Source organism: Polaribacter sp. WD7 (assembly GCF_003335085.1).
GTDB lineage: Bacteria > Bacteroidota > Bacteroidia > Flavobacteriales > Flavobacteriaceae > Polaribacter.
On the sequence record NZ_QPEJ01000010.1, the window covers coordinates 13,542 to 34,639 of the forward strand.

General features: G+C 31.0%; 18 protein-coding genes. 9 read left to right on the forward strand and 9 right to left on the reverse strand.

Annotated features, from left to right (window positions below):
• Position 1 precedes the first annotated feature (1 nt).
• The 7 genes from DUT90_RS00350 to trxA all read right to left on the reverse strand — a co-directional run bounded on the left by DUT90_RS00350 (position 2) and on the right by trxA (position 6,946).
• A complete protein-coding gene (locus DUT90_RS00350; protein WP_114424728.1) occupies positions 2-2,215 on the reverse strand; it encodes a lipopolysaccharide assembly protein LapB in 2,214 nt (737 codons plus the stop codon).
• A gap of 118 nt (positions 2,216-2,333) precedes the next feature.
• Complete coding sequence (locus DUT90_RS00355; protein WP_114424729.1) at positions 2,334-3,029, reverse strand: ABC transporter ATP-binding protein; 696 nt, start codon at positions 3,027-3,029, stop codon at positions 2,334-2,336.
• 13 nt (positions 3,030-3,042) lie between these two features.
• Positions 3,043-4,509: a DUF5687 family protein gene (locus DUT90_RS00360; RefSeq protein ID WP_114424730.1), complete on the reverse strand. Its 1,467-nt coding sequence runs from the start codon at positions 4,507-4,509 to the stop codon at positions 3,043-3,045.
• Between the two features lie 57 nt (positions 4,510-4,566).
• Entirely contained in the window at positions 4,567-5,256 is a 690-nt protein-coding gene (locus tag DUT90_RS00365; protein ID WP_114424731.1) for a hypothetical protein, read from the reverse strand.
• A gap of 505 nt (positions 5,257-5,761) precedes the next feature.
• Positions 5,762-5,920: a hypothetical protein gene (locus DUT90_RS13290; RefSeq protein ID WP_181858107.1), complete on the reverse strand. Its 159-nt coding sequence runs from the start codon at positions 5,918-5,920 to the stop codon at positions 5,762-5,764.
• A 1-nt stretch (position 5,921) separates the two neighbouring features.
• Positions 5,922-6,260 carry a PadR family transcriptional regulator gene (locus DUT90_RS00375; protein ID WP_114424733.1) on the reverse strand — a complete coding sequence of 113 codons (339 nt, stop codon included), beginning with the start codon at positions 6,258-6,260 and terminating at the stop codon, positions 5,922-5,924.
• A gap of 326 nt (positions 6,261-6,586) precedes the next feature.
• Entirely contained in the window at positions 6,587-6,946 is a 360-nt protein-coding gene (gene trxA / locus DUT90_RS00380) for a thioredoxin (RefSeq protein WP_114424734.1), read from the reverse strand.
• A gap of 261 nt (positions 6,947-7,207) precedes the next feature.
• Here trxA and DUT90_RS00385 point away from each other — a divergent pair, with 261 nt between their 5' ends.
• A complete protein-coding gene (locus DUT90_RS00385; protein ID WP_114424735.1) occupies positions 7,208-9,367 on the forward strand; it encodes a prolyl oligopeptidase family protein in 2,160 nt (719 codons plus the stop codon).
• A gap of 191 nt (positions 9,368-9,558) precedes the next feature.
• Positions 9,559-10,485 (forward strand): ABC transporter ATP-binding protein, encoded by a 927-nt coding sequence (locus DUT90_RS00390; protein WP_114424736.1) that lies wholly within the window; start codon positions 9,559-9,561, stop codon positions 10,483-10,485.
• Positions 10,486-10,631: 146 nt separating this feature from the next.
• On the opposite strand, the gene DUT90_RS00395 is transcribed toward DUT90_RS00390, so the two are convergent.
• Positions 10,632-13,460: a VPS10 domain-containing protein gene (locus DUT90_RS00395; protein WP_114424737.1), complete on the reverse strand. Its 2,829-nt coding sequence runs from the start codon at positions 13,458-13,460 to the stop codon at positions 10,632-10,634.
• A gap of 153 nt (positions 13,461-13,613) precedes the next feature.
• Here DUT90_RS00395 and DUT90_RS00400 point away from each other — a divergent pair, with 153 nt between their 5' ends.
• Together DUT90_RS00400 and DUT90_RS00405 are read left to right on the forward strand one after the other, a co-directional pair.
• Entirely contained in the window at positions 13,614-14,933 is a 1,320-nt protein-coding gene (locus DUT90_RS00400) for a DEAD/DEAH box helicase (RefSeq protein WP_114424738.1), read from the forward strand.
• A 113-nt stretch (positions 14,934-15,046) separates the two neighbouring features.
• Entirely contained in the window at positions 15,047-16,339 is a 1,293-nt protein-coding gene (locus DUT90_RS00405; protein ID WP_114424739.1) for an aminopeptidase P family protein, read from the forward strand.
• A 31-nt stretch (positions 16,340-16,370) separates the two neighbouring features.
• Here DUT90_RS00405 and DUT90_RS00410 read toward each other — a convergent pair whose 3' ends face one another.
• On the reverse strand, positions 16,371-17,153 hold the full coding sequence (locus tag DUT90_RS00410) for an alpha/beta fold hydrolase (protein ID WP_114424740.1): 783 nt from the start codon (positions 17,151-17,153) through the stop codon (positions 16,371-16,373).
• A gap of 291 nt (positions 17,154-17,444) precedes the next feature.
• Here DUT90_RS00410 and DUT90_RS00415 point away from each other — a divergent pair, with 291 nt between their 5' ends.
• From DUT90_RS00415 to DUT90_RS00430, 5 genes are read left to right on the forward strand one after another with little or no spacing between them, the layout of a single operon-like run.
• A complete protein-coding gene (locus DUT90_RS00415; RefSeq protein ID WP_114424741.1) occupies positions 17,445-17,861 on the forward strand; it encodes a hypothetical protein in 417 nt (138 codons plus the stop codon).
• A 60-nt stretch (positions 17,862-17,921) separates the two neighbouring features.
• Positions 17,922-18,050, forward strand: coding sequence for a hypothetical protein (locus tag DUT90_RS13460; RefSeq protein ID WP_258848473.1), 129 nt, complete (start codon positions 17,922-17,924; stop codon positions 18,048-18,050).
• Between the two features lie 43 nt (positions 18,051-18,093).
• On the forward strand, positions 18,094-18,870 hold the full coding sequence (locus DUT90_RS00420) for an MbnP family protein (RefSeq protein ID WP_114424742.1): 777 nt from the start codon (positions 18,094-18,096) through the stop codon (positions 18,868-18,870).
• Positions 18,871-18,923: 53 nt separating this feature from the next.
• Complete coding sequence (locus DUT90_RS00425) at positions 18,924-19,973, forward strand: cytochrome-c peroxidase (protein ID WP_114424743.1); 1,050 nt, start codon at positions 18,924-18,926, stop codon at positions 19,971-19,973.
• A complete protein-coding gene (locus tag DUT90_RS00430) occupies positions 19,948-20,898 on the forward strand; it encodes a hypothetical protein (protein WP_114424744.1) in 951 nt (316 codons plus the stop codon). The genes DUT90_RS00425 and DUT90_RS00430 overlap by 26 nt, the downstream gene beginning before the upstream one ends.
• Positions 20,899-21,098: the final 200 nt, after the last annotated feature.

The window sequence follows — 21,098 nt, forward strand, 5'->3', positions numbered from 1 at the left end:
TTTAATTACTTAATTGTTTTACTATCTCTTTGGCCTTTTTACCCTGTTCTGTATTTCCGTAGCTTACTGCTACAAAATTCATAGCAACCTTATATTCTTCTTTATCTTTATATTTCCCTATAGCATAAGCTTTTAGAAGCTCAAATTTAGGAATTAATTTTGAACTTTGTATAGTAGGTAAAATTGTATCAATCTTAGCCACTGTCTCTTCAAATTTATCTTCTTTATACAAATAATAGATTTTTTTATATGCTTTTTCTAAATCGCTAACAGAAACTTCTTCTACCAAAGGTTGATTAGGATTTAAAATAACTTGTGCAAATTTTGTATTTGCATAGTTTGAAAGAATAACATTTTTGTGAACATCTGCTTTTGAGGTATTTCCTGATTTTTTATAAATCTGATACAAATGCCAATGAATTGGCAATGTTAGTTCTTTTTTGGTATTCAATTTCTCTACACGTTCTAACCTTTCTAAAGCCAATTTATCGTCTTTAAATTGCTCTTTGTAAATAATTCCCAATTCGTACAAAGCATCGTTTCTGTCTAACTTTAAGCTATCAATTATTTTTTTGTCTGTAGGTATGGTTTTTAAATAGGTTTCTATATCGTAACGAGCGTTTTTTTGATTAACCACTGCTACATCTTCTGATTTTGTTATTTCTTGTTTAGAAGACCACCTCCAATCGTCTTCTAGTTTTCTGTTACCCCAAATCTTTTTAAATTCAGTCTTTCCAAAACTTAACGATTGAGAATTGTAAAAATACCATTTTCCTTTGTTTTTAGACTGCAAAGAGCCTCCGCCAAAAGTATCTCCAAAAGCTTGTTGATTTAATCTTAATTGCGCCAATTCTTGGTCGCGCTTTTTTAAACTGTCTATATATTTTTGAAAAAATGCATTTTGAGCCTCTTTAGGTAACAATGCTATCTTAATAATACTATCATTTTTAGACAGTGTATTTTCAAACTGAATTAACGATGACAAATTTTTACGCTTACGTTTAATACGTCTTATTCTTAAATTTAAAGTATCTCTAGAAAAATCTAAAAGACTATCATAATAAGAACTTGCTGCCAAATATTCTGAATTTTTGAACTTTAAATTTCCTAGTTTTTCGTAGGTAAACGTTTTTTGTTTATCTTCTCCATTATCTGCTCTTAGTGACTGGTTGTAGTAATCTACAGCTAAATTTATGCTGTCTTTTTGTTCTAACAAATACCCTACTTGATATAATAGCTCATCTAAATAAGGTTTGTTTTCTCTTACCTTCACTAAATCAATGATTCTTTCTAATATTGCTGCAGAAGTAGAGTCGTTTGTGGTATTTTTAGCCAATTCTACATTGGCTCTAATTTTGTATTTATAAGGTGCTTTTTTAAAATCAATAAGCTTATTAAAAACATACAGAGCAGAATCTTTTTTATCTTCTGCACTATAAATTTGCCCTAAAATAAATAAGTTTCTTGCCCCTTGATTTCTATCGTTTAACGTTTTGGTGGCTTTTTGTAAATGCTCTTTTACTTTTTGTAAACTATCCATTTTAACATAAGCCATAGCTAAAGCTGTATGCGCTTGCTCTTTAATCTCTTCTGGCAATTGTTTCTCTTTACCTTCTTTATCTGCTGTAAGTAATTTTAAAGATTGAATTGCCAATTCTTCATTATCTATTCTAATGTTTGCTTTGGCTCTCCAAATTTTAGTTTCATTAATTAAGTTTGCGTATGGGTAATTAGCAATAATATAGTTAAATGCCTCTATAGCGGGGATGAAACGTTGTTCATAATATCTAGATTTACCTAACAATAAATACGCATCATCAATTTGTCTGTTACGTTCATAGCCATCAATATTCATTCCGTGTTTTTGAATAGCTTTTACTGCTTTTTCTTCTGCTATTCCAAACGGAGTTGTTGCCTTTTGACTATCGCTTCCACTATCAAAACCGCTACCAATACCTGTGTTAAAATTGGCAACTATTTTATCTTCTTCAAATTTAATGGGCTCTATTGGTAATTGCTCAAACCAATCATCTTTATACTTCTGGTTTATATCATCTAAACCTTTTGCAAAAGATTCTTTTCCATTAAACAACACGTTATATTTTGTATTTAGTGTATGCCAATTTCTTGTAATAACCGTATCTTTTTTGGTACTACAGGCATATAAAAGTCCGCAAAGAACTGCTATAAAAACTATTTTATTGGTGTATTTCACTTAGATTCATCTAATTAAAAAGCTAATAAAGCTAAAAAACTCTTATTTACAACTAATTTTTGGCAAAAATAGTATAAATACAGCTCATAAAAATAGGAATAAATTAAGAATCGTAGTACTATACCGCAAAATAGCTTTCTAATTCTTTTAAAGTTTCTGATGATGTTTTAATGTCTTTCACCACTTTTCCTTTATCTAAAACCACTATTCTTTCGCAAACTTCTGTAACATGTGTTAAATCATGACTTGATATTAACACCGTAATTTCTCTGTTTTCTGTAAGGTTTTTTATAATTTTTTTCAATCGTATTTGGGTAGTTGGGTCTAAATTAGCAAAAGGTTCATCTAAGATAACCACTTTAGGATTGCCCATCATTGCTGCAACAATGCCTGCTTTTTTTTGATTTCCTTTACTTAAATCTCTTAAATATTTTTTCTTACCAAGAATTTCATCATTAAAAAATTCATCAAACTGAGTTAAAAATTTAGTAACATCTGCTGCATTCATACCTCGTAAATCACCAATAAAATCAAAATATTCTTCCGCAGTCAAATAGCCTATTAAAAAAGATTCATCTATAAAAGACCCTGTAAAGTTTTTCCATGCCTCACTTTGGTTTACTACAATATTGTGGTTGGTAATTGCACCAGTTGTTGGTCTTATTAAATCTAGCAGAATATTAAATAACGTCGTTTTTCCTGCGCCGTTATTGCCTACCAAACCAAAACTTTGTCCTGTAGGAATATCTATTGTTGGTACATTTAAAACTTCTGTTGTTCCGTATTTTTTTGAAATTGTATCTATTGTAATCATTGTCTGTTTTTTATTATGCTTCTTTTCCAAAAGCGTTAATCATCACATATTTGTCTTTTATGTATTTTTTTTCGATGACATTCATCGCAACATTTTTTAATAGCAATGCTAAAACCCCTACTAGAACTACAGCAAGGTAACCCGAAATGCCACCAACAAACTTATTAAACACCCAAAAAAGTAACATTGGAAATAACATGATTGGAATTATAATAATAAATTGTGTTGCGCTAGTGCCTTGTGTATTTCCAAATCCGCTTTTATTTAAATCGATTCTTTTTCTGTTAAACGATCCTGCATACAGCAAGAATAATGAGTTAAAACCAATATTAAAAATGGCACCTGCTGTTATCATCAAAAAAATATCTACTCCAAAATATAAATAAGGAAAACTTAATAGGTATAAAATACTGGTCATAGCCACCATAAGAATCCATTTGGACTCCAAAAATTTACGGTATTTAAAACTCTGACTCATCAACATTTTATAATGTGCACTATCCCATGCAGGTATAAATTGCCCATAGTTTAATGCAAAGCCTCCGCTTACAAACAAAGAGGCAAACATTAACATGGCAGGCATATCTCTGTAGGTTTTTTGGGTGAAGAAAATTAAGCCGTAGAAAAGAAAGAGAAAAGACATTAAAAAAACAGTTTTGGTTCTTTTATTTCTCCAGATTAATCGGATATCATTTTTTATAAATGGGGCAACATCTCCTAATTTGTTTGTAAAAGATAAATCTGCCGATTTTGCTTCTTCTACTTTGTCTTTTACAGCCTCATCTAAATAGACACTATTGCGCAATTGTTTGTAATTTAATTGATATAGCATCGCAAGTACAATTATACCAATACATGATAATATAGGATTTGCATAAATACCATCAAAAATACTACCTCCAAAACCGATAACATCTGCAATTTCAAATTTTTGAAATCCAATTAAAAGCACAAAAACAGAGGCTATAAAAATAAGTACCTTATTATTTTTATTGATCAAAAAGTTTAAAAAATTAGCCGACTGAATAATCAAAATTATGGTAAGTAACCACCCTAAAACTCCAGCAACATCATAACCTTCTTTTAGCAAAACGATTGCAAACGGAATATAAAAAAACAAGCCAAAAATATTAAAGATAGAAAGCGATGACTTGCCAAGAACATAATGTACCAATTTACTTTTTTTAATCGGTAAAATAAGTAATGGTTTAATGTTCATTACTGGTAGTTTTTGCATTAAATACCTTACAATTAAATCACCTAGAATAGCATATAACAAATAAGAATTTACCATTTGCAAAGGGTCTTGCTCTGGAAACTCTTTCTTTAAAATATAATAGGCACCAACACCAATAATTAAAAAGGTAATTATAAAATATAAAGCCAAAAAGCCCATTAAAATTTTTAAGACAATTCCTTTTTGCCAATGAGAAGAACGGAAATATTGTTTCCATTCTAGTTTTAAAAATTGTGAAATCATATATTTGGTTTGTTGAGTTGGTAATTAGTTGTTTAAAAGATGACTTTGTTACAAAATTTAAGAAATTTTATATTCTGGATAGGTTTCTTCTAGCAATTCTTCTGCTTTTTGGGGTATAATTAATAAAGAAATATAAGAATATATAATTGCTATTGTAATTAATGCCGCAATACATATTTTAAAATAGAAGGCGTCTGTACTTCTTAAAAGGCTTGAGAGATTAAATAGATTAGAAAAAATTAGAATACTACTAAAAGCACCTGCTTTAAAAATCATATCTTCCAATAAATATTTTCTATTTTTTTCTTGAAACCTCTGTTTTGCTTTTTTGGAAAGTTTTGATGCTAACACAACATCAATTATGCCTAAAACTAACATTAAAGCTGATAGATAGCTTTTGCTTATGTTTAGAGACATTGCATAATAAAAAAAGAAAAAAATAGAAAGCGTTACTAGTATTTTAGGTATAGAAAACCAATCTTTCATATAGGTTAATAAGATTGTTCTGTATTTTTTTCCTAACCGTTTTTGTTTGGCTTCAACTACATCCATAAAACCAAAAATTCCAAATTTTTTGAAAGATATATCTCTGGCTTCTTCAAAACTTAAGTGTGGATTAGCCACCCAAATTTCTTCAATATCATTGGCCAAATGATCTACCAATTCTGTTTGCACACCATAATGCTCTACAAAATGTTTTCTAGTAAACTTAAAGAGTTCTTGTATATGAGCGTTTGTTAGTTTCATAGCATTAATTTAACAAGAGTTTGTTTTTTTCTAGAATTATTTTTCTTTTTCTTATAATCAATAAAATACCTGAAATGTGTAATCCAAAGGCAATTGAAAAATAAATAAAAAATAAGATTCTATTTTCTTTTAAAAAATCAACAATTGGAGAAAATAAATATAAAAACATACTTGGTAAAACCATTATGTTAGATAAATACTTGAACGAAATTAGTCTTCTTATGCTTTTGTTTTTATGGTAAGTTAATATAAAACTCATTATCATTGGCATACTGATAAGACTAACAAAAATACCACCAAGTATTTTATTTGAAAGATTGAACTTAAAAAACAAAGAATAAATAATTATTAGACAGAAAATTGTGAAAGGAATTTGTCTTATAGTGTAAAAAAAACCAAAAAACTCTTGTAAAAGTTCTTTTTGATTTTGCCAATGAACTACACTTTCCTTTTTTGTTGTACTTCCTTTATAATTAGAAACAAAACTAGAATTGTCTGCTAAATATTAAGATAAGTTACCGTTTCTTGTTGTTGTTTCAAAGTCTAAAATTATATGATCTATAAGCTCGTATAAATCTTCGGGATCCAAAAACTTCTTTTTCTTTTTAAGGTAACCCTCTAAAAAAGATAATTGTTTTTCTGTTATTTCATAGTTCTTTCTCATTTTACTCCAAACGTAATTTAGGGTTTACCAGTTGTTGCATGGTCCTTAAAAACTCTTGCATTTCTTCTAATTTATTCACAGTTTCTGTGGTACCAGATTCTGTTAATTTATAATACTTGCGTAATCTATTACCCACTTTGGCAACCTCTACATCTAACAAACCATCGGCTTCTAATTTGTGTAAAGCGGGGTACAAAGCACCTTCCGTAATTTTTAACTCGCCTTTTGTAAGCTCTTTTACGTGTTGGGTAATTTCATATCCATACATTTTATCATGCTGCTCTAACAATTTTAAAATAATGGTTTGTAAAGAACCCTTGTATAATTTTTGATTTCCCATTTTTGGTGTGTAATCGTTTATTTTTTATCTTCTTTGTCACTTCTAGTGATTTCGATTGTTTCAATCGAAATTGTATCGAGAAGCTTTATATGTTCTCGATACAAAATTTCTGAAAAAGAAATTTCACTCGAACTGACAGTTTTTTAAACTCACATCAAATATACATAATTTTTATATGCATTAGTTTCTTAGGTATTTAACTTTAACAAAAAAAATCCTGAGAAAATGAATTCTCAGGATTTGATGGGTTTTGCTTTTCTTATTCTCAACAAAAAAATAAGAAGCGTATGTATTAATCCCTTGCTTTGGGAAAGTTGGGATGCGTTTTATTTCGATACTTTTAAGACTTCAGCAATTATGCGCTCTAGTTCAGGTTTTGGTAAGGCTCCGTTTGCCATTTGTGGTTCTTCACCCATAGGGCAAAATAACATTGATGGAATGCTTCTTATCCCAAAAGCTGCAGACAATTCTTGTTCTGCCTCCGTGTCAATTTTATAAATGTCTATCTTGTCTCCATACTCTTCAGAAAGTTGTTCTAAAACAGGCGCTAATGCTTTACAAGGGCCACACCAATCTGCATAAAAATCTATTAACGCAGGTTTGTTTCCTTCAAATTTCCATTCTTTATTTTCTGTAAAATTAAAAACTTTTTCTAAAAAAGTTGCTTTGGTTAAATTTTCTGTCATGAATTTAAAATTTTATTTCTAATTGAATTTTTGTTACTATTTCGTTTTTTCTTTCCTAAAAAAACATACTTTGTAATTGTTATTCTTTATTCTAATTTCTGTACCACAACTACCAAACTATATTTTCTGTAAAAATAGTCGTTTTTTATTGCTTCAAATTACATCATTGTCAAGACTTTAGTTAAAACGTTAAAAATTGTTAAATAACTGATAATATGCTTCATAACCTCTAATTTTGGGTGTCACCAAATTTTATCAATCATGAAAGTCAAATTAATCTTACCTGTTTTAGTGGCAAGTACTATTTTAGTGTCTTGTAAAACCGAAATGACACAAAAAAATATTGAAGTGAATTACCCAGAAACAACAAAAAAACCAGTTATAGATACTTTATTTGGTACTGCTGTAACAGATAATTATAGATGGTTAGAAGATGATAGAAGTACAGAAACAGAAAATTGGGTAACTGCTCAAAACGAGGTTACTTTTAATTATTTAAGCAATATACCTTACAGAGAACAATTAAAATCTCGCTTATCTGAAATTTTGAATTATGAGCGTATTGGAACGCCTTATAAAGAAGGAGAGTATACTTACTTTTCTAAAAACGATGGTTTACAAAATCAATCTGTAGTATACAGAACTAAAGGAAATTCTGAACCAGAAGTTTTCTTAGACCCTAATACGTTTTCTGATGACGCAACCACATCTTTAGGTACTTTAAGTTTTTCTGAAGATGGTAAAACAGCAGCTTACGCAATCTCTGAAGCAGGTTCTGATTGGAGAAAAATTATGGTGATGGATGTTGCTTCAAAAACCATAAAAGAAGACACTTTGGTAGATGTTAAATTCTCTGGAATTTCTTGGTACAAAAATGAAGGCTTTTACTACTCTAGTTATGATAAGCCAAAAGGAAGTGAGTTGTCTGCCAAAACAGATCAACACAAATTATATTACCATAAACTAGGTACACCTCAAAAAACAGATGTCGTTATTTTTGGCAATACTGCTGCAGAAAAGCATAGATATGTGGGCGGCTATGTAACTGAAGACAATAGGTATTTGGTTATTACAGCATCTGTTTCTACCTCAGGTAATAAATTATTTATCAAAGATTTAGCTAAACCTAACAGCCCATTAATCACCATTTTAAACAACACAGATAGTGATACTTTTGTTATAGACAATAGAGGTAGTACTCTGTATTTGGTTACCAATTTAAATGCACCCAATAAAAAAATTATTACGGTAGATGCTGGTAATCCATCACCAGAAAACTGGAAAGATTTTATACCAGAAACAGAAAACGTACTTTCTCCTTCTACAGGTGCAGGTTATTTTTTTGCAAGTTATATGGTAGATGCTGTGTCTAAAGTTTTACAGTATGACTTTAACGGAAACCAAATTAGAGAGGTAAAACTACCAGGAGTTGGAAGTGCTAGCGATTTTGGAGGCAAAACAGATGCTAAAGAACTCTACTTTTCTTTTACCAATTACAATACACCCAGTTCTTCATTTAAGTTCAATCCTACAGACGGCACCTACACCACGTATTGGAAACCTTCTATAGATTTTGATGCAGATGCATATGAAAGCAATCAAGTTTTTTATACTTCTAAAGACGGTACAAAAGTACCTATGATTATCACACATAAAAAAGGACTAGAATTAAACGGAAAAAATCCTACTATTTTATATGGTTATGGGGGCTTTAATGTAAGTTTGATACCTCGTTTTAGAACTACAATTGCGGTTTGGATGGAGCAAGGTGGTATTTACGCTGTACCCAATTTAAGAGGTGGTGGCGAATACGGAAAAAAATGGCATATTGCCGGTACTAAAATGCAAAAGCAAAATGTTTTTGACGATTTTATTGCCGCTGGTGAATATTTAATTGCAAACAAATACACCTCATCAGATTTCTTAGCCGTTAGCGGTGGTTCTAATGGTGGTTTACTTGTTGGTGCTACAATGACCCAAAGACCAGATTTGATGAAAGTTGCGTTACCTGCAGTTGGTGTATTAGACATGTTGCGTTACCACACATTTACCGCTGGTGCAGGATGGGCTTACGATTATGGTACAGCAAATGATAGTAAAGAAATGTTTGATTATTTAAAAGGATACTCGCCAGTACATAATGTAAAAGAAGGCGTACAATACCCTGCTACCTTGGTAACCACTAGCGATCATGATGATAGGGTTGTACCCGCACATAGTTTTAAATTTGCTGCAGAACTACAAGAAAAACAAACTGGTAACACTCCTACATTAATTAGAATAGAAGTAAATGCTGGTCATGGAGCAGGCAAACCCATTTCTAAAGTTATTGAAGAAACTGCAGATATTTTTGGTTTTACCCTCTTTAATATGGGTTTTGAACAGCTTCCAAATCCGCCAAAAGCAAAATTGAAAAACTAAACAACAAACAAAGACCGATGCGAAAGTATCGGTTTTTTCTTTGGGCGTTACCACAAGGGTCACGCTTTCCGCACTCGCTTTCCAATTTTCAATTGTAAGAGCTCAAACAAATGCTTCAATCGTTAACGCAGTTGTGCGTACTTGCAAGCCTTTTACTATACCAAATCAATTAGAAAACTTATTTTTGCAACATGCTAAAGGTTCAAAATATTTCTTTTCAATACCACAAAAACAAACCTGTTTTACAAGACTTTGATTTTACAGTACAGGCAGGAGAACACCTTTGCATTATGGGTGAAAGTGGTTGTGGAAAATCTACACTTTTAAAAGCTATTTATGGCTTGTTAGATTTAAAAAAAGGCGAAATCTTTTGGAACGACGAACAAATTTTAGGACCAGAGTTTCACCTTGTTCCTGGTTTTGACAAATTTAAATACGTAGCTCAAGATTTTGATTTGATGCCTTATATTTCTGTATCAGAAAATATAAAAAAATTCTTGTCTCGTTTTTACCCAGAAGAAAGTGAAGCTAGAACTCAAGAATTACTAGAAGTAATTCAAATGAAGGCATTTGAACACACAAAAGTTAAAAATTTAAGTGGCGGTCAAAAACAACGTGTTGCTATTGCAAGAGCCTTAGCAAAAGAACCCAAATTATTGTTGTTAGATGAGCCTTTTGGGCAAATAGATAATTTTAAAAAAAATGATTTAAGAAGAAATTTGTTTTCGTATTTAAAGCAAAAAAACATTGCGTGTATTGTAGCCACTCATGATAAAGATGATGCACTTTCTTTTGCAGATACCCTTATTGTAATTCGTAACAACAACATTGTAGTCAATAATTCTCCAACATCAATTTATCGAAATCCAGCATCAAAGTACGTTGCAGCTCTGTTTGATGATGTTAATGAAATTGTAATAAACAGTAAAACTGTTTTGTGTTATCCTCATCAGCTAAAAGTTGTTGAGAACTCTAAAATCCAAGTAAAAGTAACCAACAGTTATTTTAAAGGTTCTTATTGGCTCATTGAAGCAGATTTTGATGGACAAGTTGTGTTTTTTAATCATGATTCTGAAATACAAAAAAACACTAAAACTCAGTTGCTTTTTATAAACTAGCGTATATTTTTACTTAAGCGTTAAATAGAACCAAAATTTCTCCATAACGTCAACATGACAATTTATATGGTCATTGCAGACTAAAGCTAAAAAATCTAATACAGATTGCTCTTTCTTTTAAAGAGAAACTAAAATGAATAAGATTTTTATTTTACATGAAAATCAGAAGTAGCCTCACCAATTTTAACAACATATTTCCCTTTCGGTAAATAATAAACACCATTTTTAGCTTTTTTGATATCTATTTCTTTATTCACTTTTTTATAGTTTTTTAAGCCTTTTTTAGAAAAAGAAACATCATAAAAAGCCTCATTAAAACCTTTGTCTGCATCTATAGAAAATGTGTGTATTTGCATACCCTCAGAGAAGATTTTTACTGTAACTTTATTAGCGGAATTTACATAAAAAGGAATGCTAATCTCAGGTTCAAAGGCTTCCCTCCATTGACTTCTAGAAGTTCCCCAATTGTTTCTTTTTTGGATATCTTCTAGTTCAAAAATATGTACTGGTTTTTTTAAAATTTCTTGCGTCATTTTCTGTAACGGAGCAATAGTAGCTTTATACAAACTTCTTCCATGAGTTCCTAAAATAAGATGTTTTGCAGTAGGTTGAATTACCAAATCGTGCACAGCTACATTGGGTAAATTCTTTACAAATGCATCCCAAGACTTACCTCTATTAAATGAAACATACACCCCGTTATCAGTTCCTAAATACAATAGGTTTTCATTATCAGTATCTTCTCTAATCACGTTAACAGCAGCAACAGGAAGATTGTTACTTATATTTTGCCATGTTTGCCCATAGTCATCAGAAACATAAACGTAAGGCGTAAAATCGTCAAAACGGTATCCGTTTAACGTGGCATAAACCCTTTCTTTTTTAAATTGAGAAGCCACCACTCTAGAAACCCATAAATTTTGAGGTAAGTTGTTAGAAATTCGCGTCCAAGTTCCTCCACCATTTTTGGTTCTATTAATGTATCCATCATCTGAACCCGTATAAAGTAAACCAAATTGAAACGGACTTTCGGCAATTGTGGTTAGTGTACCATAAGCAACATTTCCTTTTTTTCCGCCAGTAGTCAAATCATCAGAGATCGTTTCCCAATCATCACCTTTATTTAAAGAACGGTGTAATTTATTGCCTCCTAAATATAAAATATCTTGATTGTGTTTGGATAATAAAATTGGCGTTTGCCAATTAAATCGATACGGAGTTTCTCCTAAGATATGCTTAGGCTGAATGTAAGTGTTTTTTTCTGTTTTTCTATCAATTCTAAAATAATTTCCAAACTGGAAACCTGTGTACACGATATCAGGATTTCTATCATCTACCTGTACTTGCATTCCGTCTCCGCCCATAATAGACGTATATGGGTTGTGCCCAGATTGATACCAGCGTTTGTCTGTTTTTGCATTATGAGATGCTACCCAAACTCCGTTGTCTTGCAAACCTCCGTATACTTTATATTCTTTCTGGTTGTCTGCATAAATTGCATAAAATTGTCCTACTGCAGGACTGTTTAGTTTTATCCAACTATCTCCATCATCGTAACTTAGGTTTAATCCACCATCATTTCCATTTAAAATATGACCTGATCTTTTTGGATTTACCCACAATGCTTGATGGTCTGAGTGCACGTTTTCTTTACTAATAGATGTAAATGTTTTACCGCCATCTTTAGATTTTATAATGGGTACGCCTAAAACATAAATGGCATTTTCATTTTGAAGATCTACACGGATTTCACCAAAATAATATCCATAAGAGCTATACACCCCGTTTAGGTAGTTGGTATGTGTTTTATTCCAAGAAACTCCTCCGTCTGTAGTTTTAAAAACTTCTGCACCTATAACAGGTGTATCAAACAATATTGTGTTGGCATCTTCTAAATATTTTGCTAAATCTATAGGTTTTATAGTACCTACGCTAACCATTTGCTTTACATTTTTAGCGCTATATTTTTCTTGAAATCCATTATTTTTTAAATAATTGTCTATTTTTTTATCAGATAAGCTTAAAAAATCTTCTGTAGACATTGTTTTAAAATCTTCTTTGGTCAACTCATCTGTAGATGCTTTATCGTCTTTTTTGGGTCTTCTAAACTGACTATCATGTAAAGCATACACTGTGTTTTCATTAAAAACAGCTAACCCTATTCTGCCTACGCCATCACCCGTTGGAAACTGGTTATTCTTGGTTATTTTTGTCCATGTTTTTCCTGCATTTGTACTTTTATATATGGCAGATTTGCTTCCATCTCCATCAAAATTCCAAGCTTTACGTACTCTTTGCCACGAAGCCGCATACATTATATTAAAATTATTAGGTGCAAAAGCCACGTCAATAATTCCGGTATCTTTGTTTATATAAAGTGTTTTTGTCCAAGTTTTTCCACCGTCAGTTGTTTTAAAAATTCCTCTTTCTTTATTTGAAGAATACAAATGCCCAATAACACCTACTACAACCTCATTTGTATTTTTTGGATTGATAATAATTCTACTAATATGATGAGAATCTGTTAACCCAACATTTAGCCACGTTTTTCCTTTATCTGTAGATTTTAATATGCCAATACCTGCGTAACTAGAACGAGAGGAATTTTTTTCACCTGTACCTACCCAAATTGTACCAGAGTTCCAATCTACAGCAATATCTCCAATGTTTTGAGTTGGCGAGTTGTCTAAAACTGGCATAAACGTGGTTCCGTTATTTTTTGTATACCATAAACCTCCAGATGCATATCCTACATAGAATTCCGTTGGATTTTCTGGGTTTACAGCAATATCTGCAACACGACCACTCATAACTGTTGGCCCTATATTGGTAAAGGCTACATTTTTTACTAATGAGGATTGCATCATTTTAGATTTATGCAATAACGATTGCTGAATATCATTAGCAGTTGATGGCTTTTGAGCAAAAAGTAATGTTGAAAAGCTTAGGTATAAAAATTGGACAAACAATCTCATAAGTTGATAAGTTTACATTGAGATGTTGAAATTACCATTAGTATTCTCATTTTCAAAATCTTTAACAAAATTTAGGATTTCTCAACAAATATAAAGAGTGTATCTTTGACCTCAGAATTTGATTACATCAAATTAAATTCTTAAAAATACTACATGACATTTAAAGATCTAGGTTTATCTAAAGCCATTTTAAAAGCGGTTGAAGAAAAAGGATATACCAAACCCTCACCCATACAAGAAAAAGCAATTCCGCATATTTTACAAGGTAAAGATATTTTGGCCTCTGCACAAACAGGAACCGGAAAAACCGCAGGTTTTACCTTACCTGTTTTACACTATTTATCTGAAACAAAACATCCTAAATATAGACCTCTGCGTGCATTAGTACTTACACCAACAAGAGAGTTGGCTGCACAAGTATATGACAATGTAAGAGCATATAGCAAATATGTAAATATAAAATCTGCTGTAATTTTTGGTGGCGTAAATGCCAAACCTCAAATTGCTACGTTGCGAAGTGGAGTAGATATTTTAGTAGCTACTCCTGGAAGGTTGTTAGATTTACACGACCAAAAAGCAGTTTCTTTTAAGCGCGTTGATGTTTTGATATTAGATGAAGCAGACAGAATGTTAGATATGGGCTTTGTTAGAGACATTAATAAAATTATTAGTTACATGCCTACAAAACGTCAAAACTTGATGTTTTCAGCAACTTTTTCTAGTGATATTAAAAAATTAGCTGAAGGAATTTTAAAGAATCCGATAGCGGTAGAAACCGCTCCTCAAAATTCTACTGCAAAAAAAGTAACCCATAGTGTTTATAAGGTAGATAAAGGTAGAAAAACCGATTTTACCATTAAACTTATTCAAGAAAACGATTGGAAACAAGTTTTGATTTTTACACGAACAAAACATGGTGCAGATAAACTAACAAGAAAACTAGTAAAGTCTAAAATTTCTTCAGCTGCCATTCATGGAAATAAAAGTCAAAACGCCCGTACTAAAGCATTGCAAAACTTTAAAGAAAATAGCATAAAAGTACTGGTTGCTACAGATATTGCTGCTCGTGGTTTAGACATCCCTTTATTGCCACATGTTATTAATTACGAGTTGCCCAATGTTCCTGAAGACTATGTACACAGAATTGGAAGAACAGGAAGAGCTGGCGCTAAGGGAGAAGCTATTTCTTTAGTATGCAGTGAAGAAACAGAATACCAAAAAGAAATAGAGAAACTGCTTGATGAAAAGCTAAAATCTACCATTGTAGCTGGTTTTGAACCCACAGACACTGCACCTCCAAAAAGAGCTGCTACACAAAGCAAAAAGTCATTTGGTAAAAAGAAAAAAACAGCTAGTTCTGCCTCATCTACAAATACAAAACCTAAGAAAAAACCTCATTTTAAAGGAAATAAGCCTGCAGGATCTAGCTCTGGACGAGGAAGAACTGGTGCTCCTAAAAAGAAACGTTTTTAGAGATTTAAATTATCAATAATTAGTAGTTATTTATTAAATTTTCAAGGGTATCATTTCTTATTTTAAGTTGCTATTTATTATGATTATCTTTGGTTTTCAAATATAAGATGAAGATGAAATACGACTTGATAGACTCTCAGTTATTTATAAAAAACAGAAAAAACTTTATGGCGCAAATGAAGCCAAAAAGTTTAGCTGTTTTTAATTCTAATGACATTTATCCTATAAGCGCAGACAGTACAATGCCTTTTGAGCAACACAGAGATATCTTTTATTTAAGTGGAATAGATCAAGAAGAAAGTATATTAATATTGTTTCCTGATTGTCCTAATGAAGATTTACGCGAAGTGCTATTTGTAAGAGAAACTAATGCTCATATTGCCGTTTGGGAAGGTGAAAAATTAACCAAACAAGCTGCTACAAAAACTAGCGGTATTAAAACAATTTACTGGTTGCAAGACCTTGAAAAGGTTTTGTTTGAAATGTCTACCTATGCAGATACTTTTTATATTAATACCAACGAACATTATAGAGCCTCTGTAGAAACAGAAACTAGAGAAAATAGATTTACCAAATGGCTGTTGGCTAAATATCCTGCACATTCAGTTGCAAAAAGCAACCCTATTTTACAACAACTGCGTTCTGTAAAAGATGCTATTGAATTAGATCTAATGCAACACGCTTGTAATATTACAGAAAAAGGATTTAGAAGGATTTTACACTTTGTAAAACCTGGAGTTTGGGAATATGAAATTGAAGCTGAGTTATTACATGAATTTGTTAGAAATCGTTCTAAAGGTTTTGCATATACACCAATTATAGCCAGTGGTAATAATGCCAATGTATTGCACTATATAGAAAATAACAAGCAATGTAAAGATGGTGATTTAATTTTACTAGATGTTGCTGCAGAATATGCCAATTATGCATCAGATTTAACAAGAACAATACCTGCTTCTGGTCGTTTTTCTGATAGACAAAAAGCGGTTTACAATGCGGTGAATTATGTAAAAAAAGAAGCCACAAAAATGCTTGTTCCTGGAGTCTTATGGAAACAATACCACATTGAGGTAGGCAAAATAATGACTTCAGAATTGTTACAATTAGGATTGTTAGATAAAGCCGATGTTCAAAACGAAGACCCAAAATGGCCAGCTTATAAAAAATACTTTATGCATGGTACTAGCCATCATATAGGTTTAGACACTCATGATTACGGTTTGTTGCACGAACCTATGCAACCCAATATGGCATTTACAGTAGAACCTGGTATTTACATACCTGATGAAGGTTTTGGCATTCGTTTAGAAGATGATGTGGTAATTCAAGAAAAAGGTGAACCTTTTAATTTAATGCAAAACATACCCATTGAAGCAGAAGAAATTGAAGACTTGATGAATTCTTAAAATTAAAGCGAGTATATTTTACTCGTTTTTTTTATCCTAAAGAATGAATAAATCCAATCGTTTTGGTATTAAAAGTTTCTGGTTGTTCAACATTTACAACATGTCCACATTTCTCAATTACAAATAAAGAAGCTTTTTGATGTAGTTTTACGATATTTTTTATAGAAGGTAAAAACAAATGGTCTTCTGCACCCATAACATACAGGGTAGGAATTTTAATATCTTTTGCCCTAAAAAAACGCAAAAGCGGATTGATTTCTGAGGTTAATTTAAACCATCTAATAAACTCTTTTTGGTAGAGTTTTTTTGCTTCATTTACAAATAAAGATCTTGATTTTTTATGGTTTTTTCTTGGCATAATAATAAACGCAAAAAACTTATACAACAACATATAAGGAATTACAGATTTAAAAATTACTCCTAATTTCATTAAAATTTGAGAACGAATATTTAACTTTATAATCGCCCCTCCCATAATCATACTCTGTACTAGCTCTGGCTTTTTTTCGGCTAAATTTCGAATTAAAATTGTTCCTAAAGAAATTCCTACAAAATGAGATTTTTGAATTTCTAAATGCGTTATGACTTCTACTATATCTTCAGTAATAGAATCAAAAGTATATTTAGGATTAAAAGTATCTTTTAATGAAGGTTTGCTATTGCCATGACCACGTAAGTCTAAGATCAAGACATTAAAATGTTTTTTAAAGTCACGTACTTGCTTAAACCAAATAGAACTACTGCCACCTGCACCATGTACAAAAGTAACCCATTCTGTTGAAGTTGAATGTGGATAAGAATAGTAGTTTAACAAATGAATAGCTTAAATTGTTCTATCAACAAAAATAGTTTATTTTATTTTGTTGGTACACATATTTACAATTGATTAAAATACGATTGTATATTCGTTAAGTTTCATAATGCCACAATCAGCTTTATTCTTAACATAAATTAGATATTGTGTTGTTGTAATTCAAAATAATACAATGAAAGCCTAAAATAAATTTAGAGTAACCCAGTAACTCACTATAAAAAAATACAATTTGTAAAAGTTTATTTAATAGCTAAAAGCACAAATTATTTTTGACAAGTAACGATAAAAGCATTGTTAAGATTTATATTTGCAAAAAATTTTGATCTGAAAAAAAACATTTCTATCATATTATTTATAGCATTTGCTTTTAGACCTATATATCATATAGGGTATATTGCTTATTTTAAGTGTAATATAGATACTATTATAGAAAAGTATTGTGTTAATAAAGACAAGCCCATTTTACAATGTAATGGTAAATGTCATTTAGCAAAAAAGATTCGTATAGATGTAGATTTATCTGACAACAACACTAAAGGAATTACAACCTCTGCAGAAGCTTTTTTTCCCGTTTTTAAAGAAAACAACTTTAACTATAGTTTCAAGAATTTACTTTTTGTTAAGAAAAAAGAATACTGGAAGTTAAAATCTTTATATTCAATAACTTTTATCAACGCTCTTAAACAACCTCCAGACTACATTTCTTAGTCATATCGTAAAAAAATGTATACTTTATCATGAAATAACGCTGTTATTTCGTGTATAATTATGTATACAATTATACCTATTGGACCTGTTGCGTATTTTGATGAAATAATAGCATTAAAAACCACTTTAGAAGCTGAAATTTTTATATGCTATACATATTTTATCAAAATGCATAACAGTCTATTATAAAAATCCAAATACTTTTCAAAGAGAAGTATTTTAATACTATAACATGAAAATTACCAATTATATCGCTGCTTTTTTTATGGCAGTAACATTAACCGCATGTACATCTACGGATGAAGAAATTACAGGAAACGGAAATATTACTTTAGAATTTGACAATGCTTTTTCAACTTCAGATTTGCTGCTAGACACAGCACCATACAAAGGAAATGAAACTGAAAAAATTAAAATTTCTAAAGTAAAATATATTGTAAGCAATATTCGTCTAGAAGACAAAGAAGGCACCATTTTTACATATCCTAAAAATGAATCTTATTTTATTGTAAATGAAGAAAACCCTGAATCTCAATTTATCAATTTATTTAATATTCCTTCTAAAGATTACACAAAAATTACTTTTGGTATTGGAGTAGATCAAGAAAAATATTTACAAGGAGCTGAGGGTCAGGGAGAATTTTTAACGAAGGCTCAAGATGCAGGAATGGTATGGAGTTGGCAAGCAGGTTATAAGTTTTTTGTTTTTGAAGGCACTTATACTTCTATAAACACCCCAGACGAAACTGCTTTTGCTTTTCACATGGGAAGTCATGGTACAGCTTTAGATAATTATAAAGAGATAACTTTAACCTTAAAAAATTCTGCAAGAGTAAGAACAAATGCTACACCAGAAATTCACATAGTTGCAGATATTGCTAATGTTTTAAAAGGTACAACAAAATTTATGTTAGATGATACAGCACAGATACACGTTAACGCTACAAAATCTCCACAGATTGCAACCAATGTTAACGGTATGTTCTCTGTAGATCATGTACACAACTAATTGTTATCAACCACAACTAAACTAAAATTTAGTTGTGGTTCAATATGCTATTTATGAAAAAATTAATCTCAATTATTTTAGGATTCATATTATTGCAAGCTTGTCATACAGAAGAGAATTATACAATTGTACCTACAGTAATACCATTACAGATACCTAGTAACTTTCCTGAAATAGAATATAATTTAGAAAACAATCCTTTAACAGAAGAAGGAGTTGCTTTAGGTAAAAAATTATTTTATGAAGGTAGATTAGCTTCAGATGGTATTATTTCTTGTGGTTTTTGTCATGAACAAGCCTCTGCTTTTACACATCACGGACACACAATTAGTCATGGAATAGACGGAAATTTTGGATTTAGAAATGCGCAACCTATACAAAACCTTGCTTTTTTTAGTGAGTTTACCTGGGATGGTGCTGCAATTCATTTAGACCTACAACCCATTATTCCTATTACTAGTGATTTTGAAATGGGAGAAACAATACCTTCTGTTATTCAAAAACTCAATTCTTATCCAGAATATAGAATATTATTTGAAAATGCCTTTGAAGATGCTGAGGCAACTACAGAAAGGTTGTTAAAAGCACTTTCTCAGTTTATGGTTACTATGATTTCTGGAAATGCTAAATATGACAAAGTCATTAGAAGAGAAGGAAACGTAAACTTTACAAATTTAGAAAACAAGGGTTTTGTTATTTTTAAAAATAAATGTGCTTCTTGCCATTCTGGAGCTTTATTTACAGACAAATCTTATAGAAATAACGGAATTCCGTTTAATAAAAAGTTTCCTGAAGAAGAGGGTAGAAAACGCGTCTCTGGATTTGAAGACGATTTCTACAAATTTAGAGTACCCAGTTTGCGAAATACCGAAATGACTTTTCCGTACATGCATGATGGTAGGTTTGGTACTTTAGAAGATGTTCTTGATTTTTATACTGATGGAATGTCTGAAAATGGAGGAAAAATAGACCCTCTCCTTACAAAACAAGATGGCAGTTTAGGTATCGATTTATCTCAAGAAGATAAAATTGCATTAATTGCTTTTTTAAAAACATTAACCGATAACACTTTTTTAAATGACAAACGTTTTGCAGAATTTTAGATATACAAAAATTCTTTTCTTTTTTAGTCTCTTTTTTTTATCGCATACTGCTTTTGGTTGCGATTTATGCGGTTGCGCTACGAGTGGTGGAAGTTTTGGACAAGGAACATTAAATAATACTTCTTTTATTGGAACAAGATATATTTTTCAAAAATTTGTTTCTAAAGATGGTATTTTTGATAATTCTCCAACCAGTACAGAACGCTTTAACACTTATCAATTATGGGGAAGAATTCCTGTTTCTAAAAAACTATACGTAAGTGTTGTTCTTCCGTATCAAGATTTAAAAAGAAAATTTACAGACAGAAATGAGAATATTAATGGTTTGGGTGATATAACTCTAATTAGTTGGCTTAAAATTCCTTTTTACAAAAAAGAAAATACAGAATATACTCAAATTGGCAAACAGCCTTCTGGTCATTCTATAGAAATTGGTTTGGGTTCTAAATTACCTACAGGAAATTTTGAACAAGTTCTATCTAACAGAGTAAACCCTGGTTTTCAATTGGGTACAGGAAGTTTAGATGGTATTTTATCTTTAACTTATACGTATGCAGCAGATAAATTTGGGATAAACACAAATACTTCTTATTATATAAAAGGAGAAAATAAAAACGAATATCGTTTTGGAAATCAGTTTAGTTTTGCTGGTAATTTTTTCTATGCAATACCCAAAAAACAATATAGTATTATCCCTTTTATTGGTATTTCTGGTAATATTTATGATAAGATTAAGCAATTTAATGAAGTCATAGCCAATACAGATGGAGCAGTTTACAACACCACTGTTGGTAGTGAAGTACTTTTTAAGACATTTATTTTTGGGGCTAATTATACGTTGCCTTTACAACACAATTTATTTGGTGGTAATGTAACCCCCAAACAATCTATAGCTTTATATTTAAATTTTAATTTAAACAACTAGCAAAAAAAAAGAGGTGAGCTAAAAATGCCCACCTCTTTAAAAATCAACCTAAATTAAACTACTCTACTATTAGAGTATATTGTGGTGTTGGGTTTAAAGGACAGAAATATACATATTCTCCTTTTGCTAACGTTACTTTGTTTGATGTTTGCTTTTCGTTATTTTTAACTTGAGCTGTAACGTAAGCATTTTTTATATGT

What these genes read in the sequence shown, in the direction of transcription:
- DUT90_RS00355 (WP_114424729.1), bottom strand. Translation starts at nt 3,029, where the DNA reads ATGATTACAATAGATACAATTTCAAAAAAATACGGAACAACAGAAGTT.
- DUT90_RS00360 (WP_114424730.1), bottom strand. Translation starts at nt 4,509, where the DNA reads ATGATTTCACAATTTTTAAAACTAGAATGGAAACAATATTTCCGTTCT.
- DUT90_RS00365 (WP_114424731.1), bottom strand. Translation starts at nt 5,256, where the DNA reads ATGAAACTAACAAACGCTCATATACAAGAACTCTTTAAGTTTACTAGA.
- DUT90_RS13290 (WP_181858107.1), bottom strand. Translation starts at nt 5,920, where the DNA reads ATGAGAAAGAACTATGAAATAACAGAAAAACAATTATCTTTTTTAGAG.
- DUT90_RS00375 (WP_114424733.1), bottom strand. Translation starts at nt 6,260, where the DNA reads ATGGGAAATCAAAAATTATACAAGGGTTCTTTACAAACCATTATTTTA.
- trxA (WP_114424734.1), bottom strand. Translation starts at nt 6,946, where the DNA reads ATGACAGAAAATTTAACCAAAGCAACTTTTTTAGAAAAAGTTTTTAAT.
- DUT90_RS00385 (WP_114424735.1), top strand. Translation starts at nt 7,208, where the DNA reads ATGAAAGTCAAATTAATCTTACCTGTTTTAGTGGCAAGTACTATTTTA.
- DUT90_RS00390 (WP_114424736.1), top strand. Translation starts at nt 9,559, where the DNA reads ATGCTAAAGGTTCAAAATATTTCTTTTCAATACCACAAAAACAAACCT.
- DUT90_RS00395 (WP_114424737.1), bottom strand. Translation starts at nt 13,460, where the DNA reads ATGAGATTGTTTGTCCAATTTTTATACCTAAGCTTTTCAACATTACTT.
- DUT90_RS00400 (WP_114424738.1), top strand. Translation starts at nt 13,614, where the DNA reads ATGACATTTAAAGATCTAGGTTTATCTAAAGCCATTTTAAAAGCGGTT.
- DUT90_RS00405 (WP_114424739.1), top strand. Translation starts at nt 15,047, where the DNA reads ATGAAATACGACTTGATAGACTCTCAGTTATTTATAAAAAACAGAAAA.
- DUT90_RS13460 (WP_258848473.1), top strand. Translation starts at nt 17,922, where the DNA reads ATGTATACAATTATACCTATTGGACCTGTTGCGTATTTTGATGAAATA.
- DUT90_RS00420 (WP_114424742.1), top strand. Translation starts at nt 18,094, where the DNA reads ATGAAAATTACCAATTATATCGCTGCTTTTTTTATGGCAGTAACATTA.
- DUT90_RS00425 (WP_114424743.1), top strand. Translation starts at nt 18,924, where the DNA reads ATGAAAAAATTAATCTCAATTATTTTAGGATTCATATTATTGCAAGCT.
- DUT90_RS00430 (WP_114424744.1), top strand. Translation starts at nt 19,948, where the DNA reads ATGACAAACGTTTTGCAGAATTTTAGATATACAAAAATTCTTTTCTTT.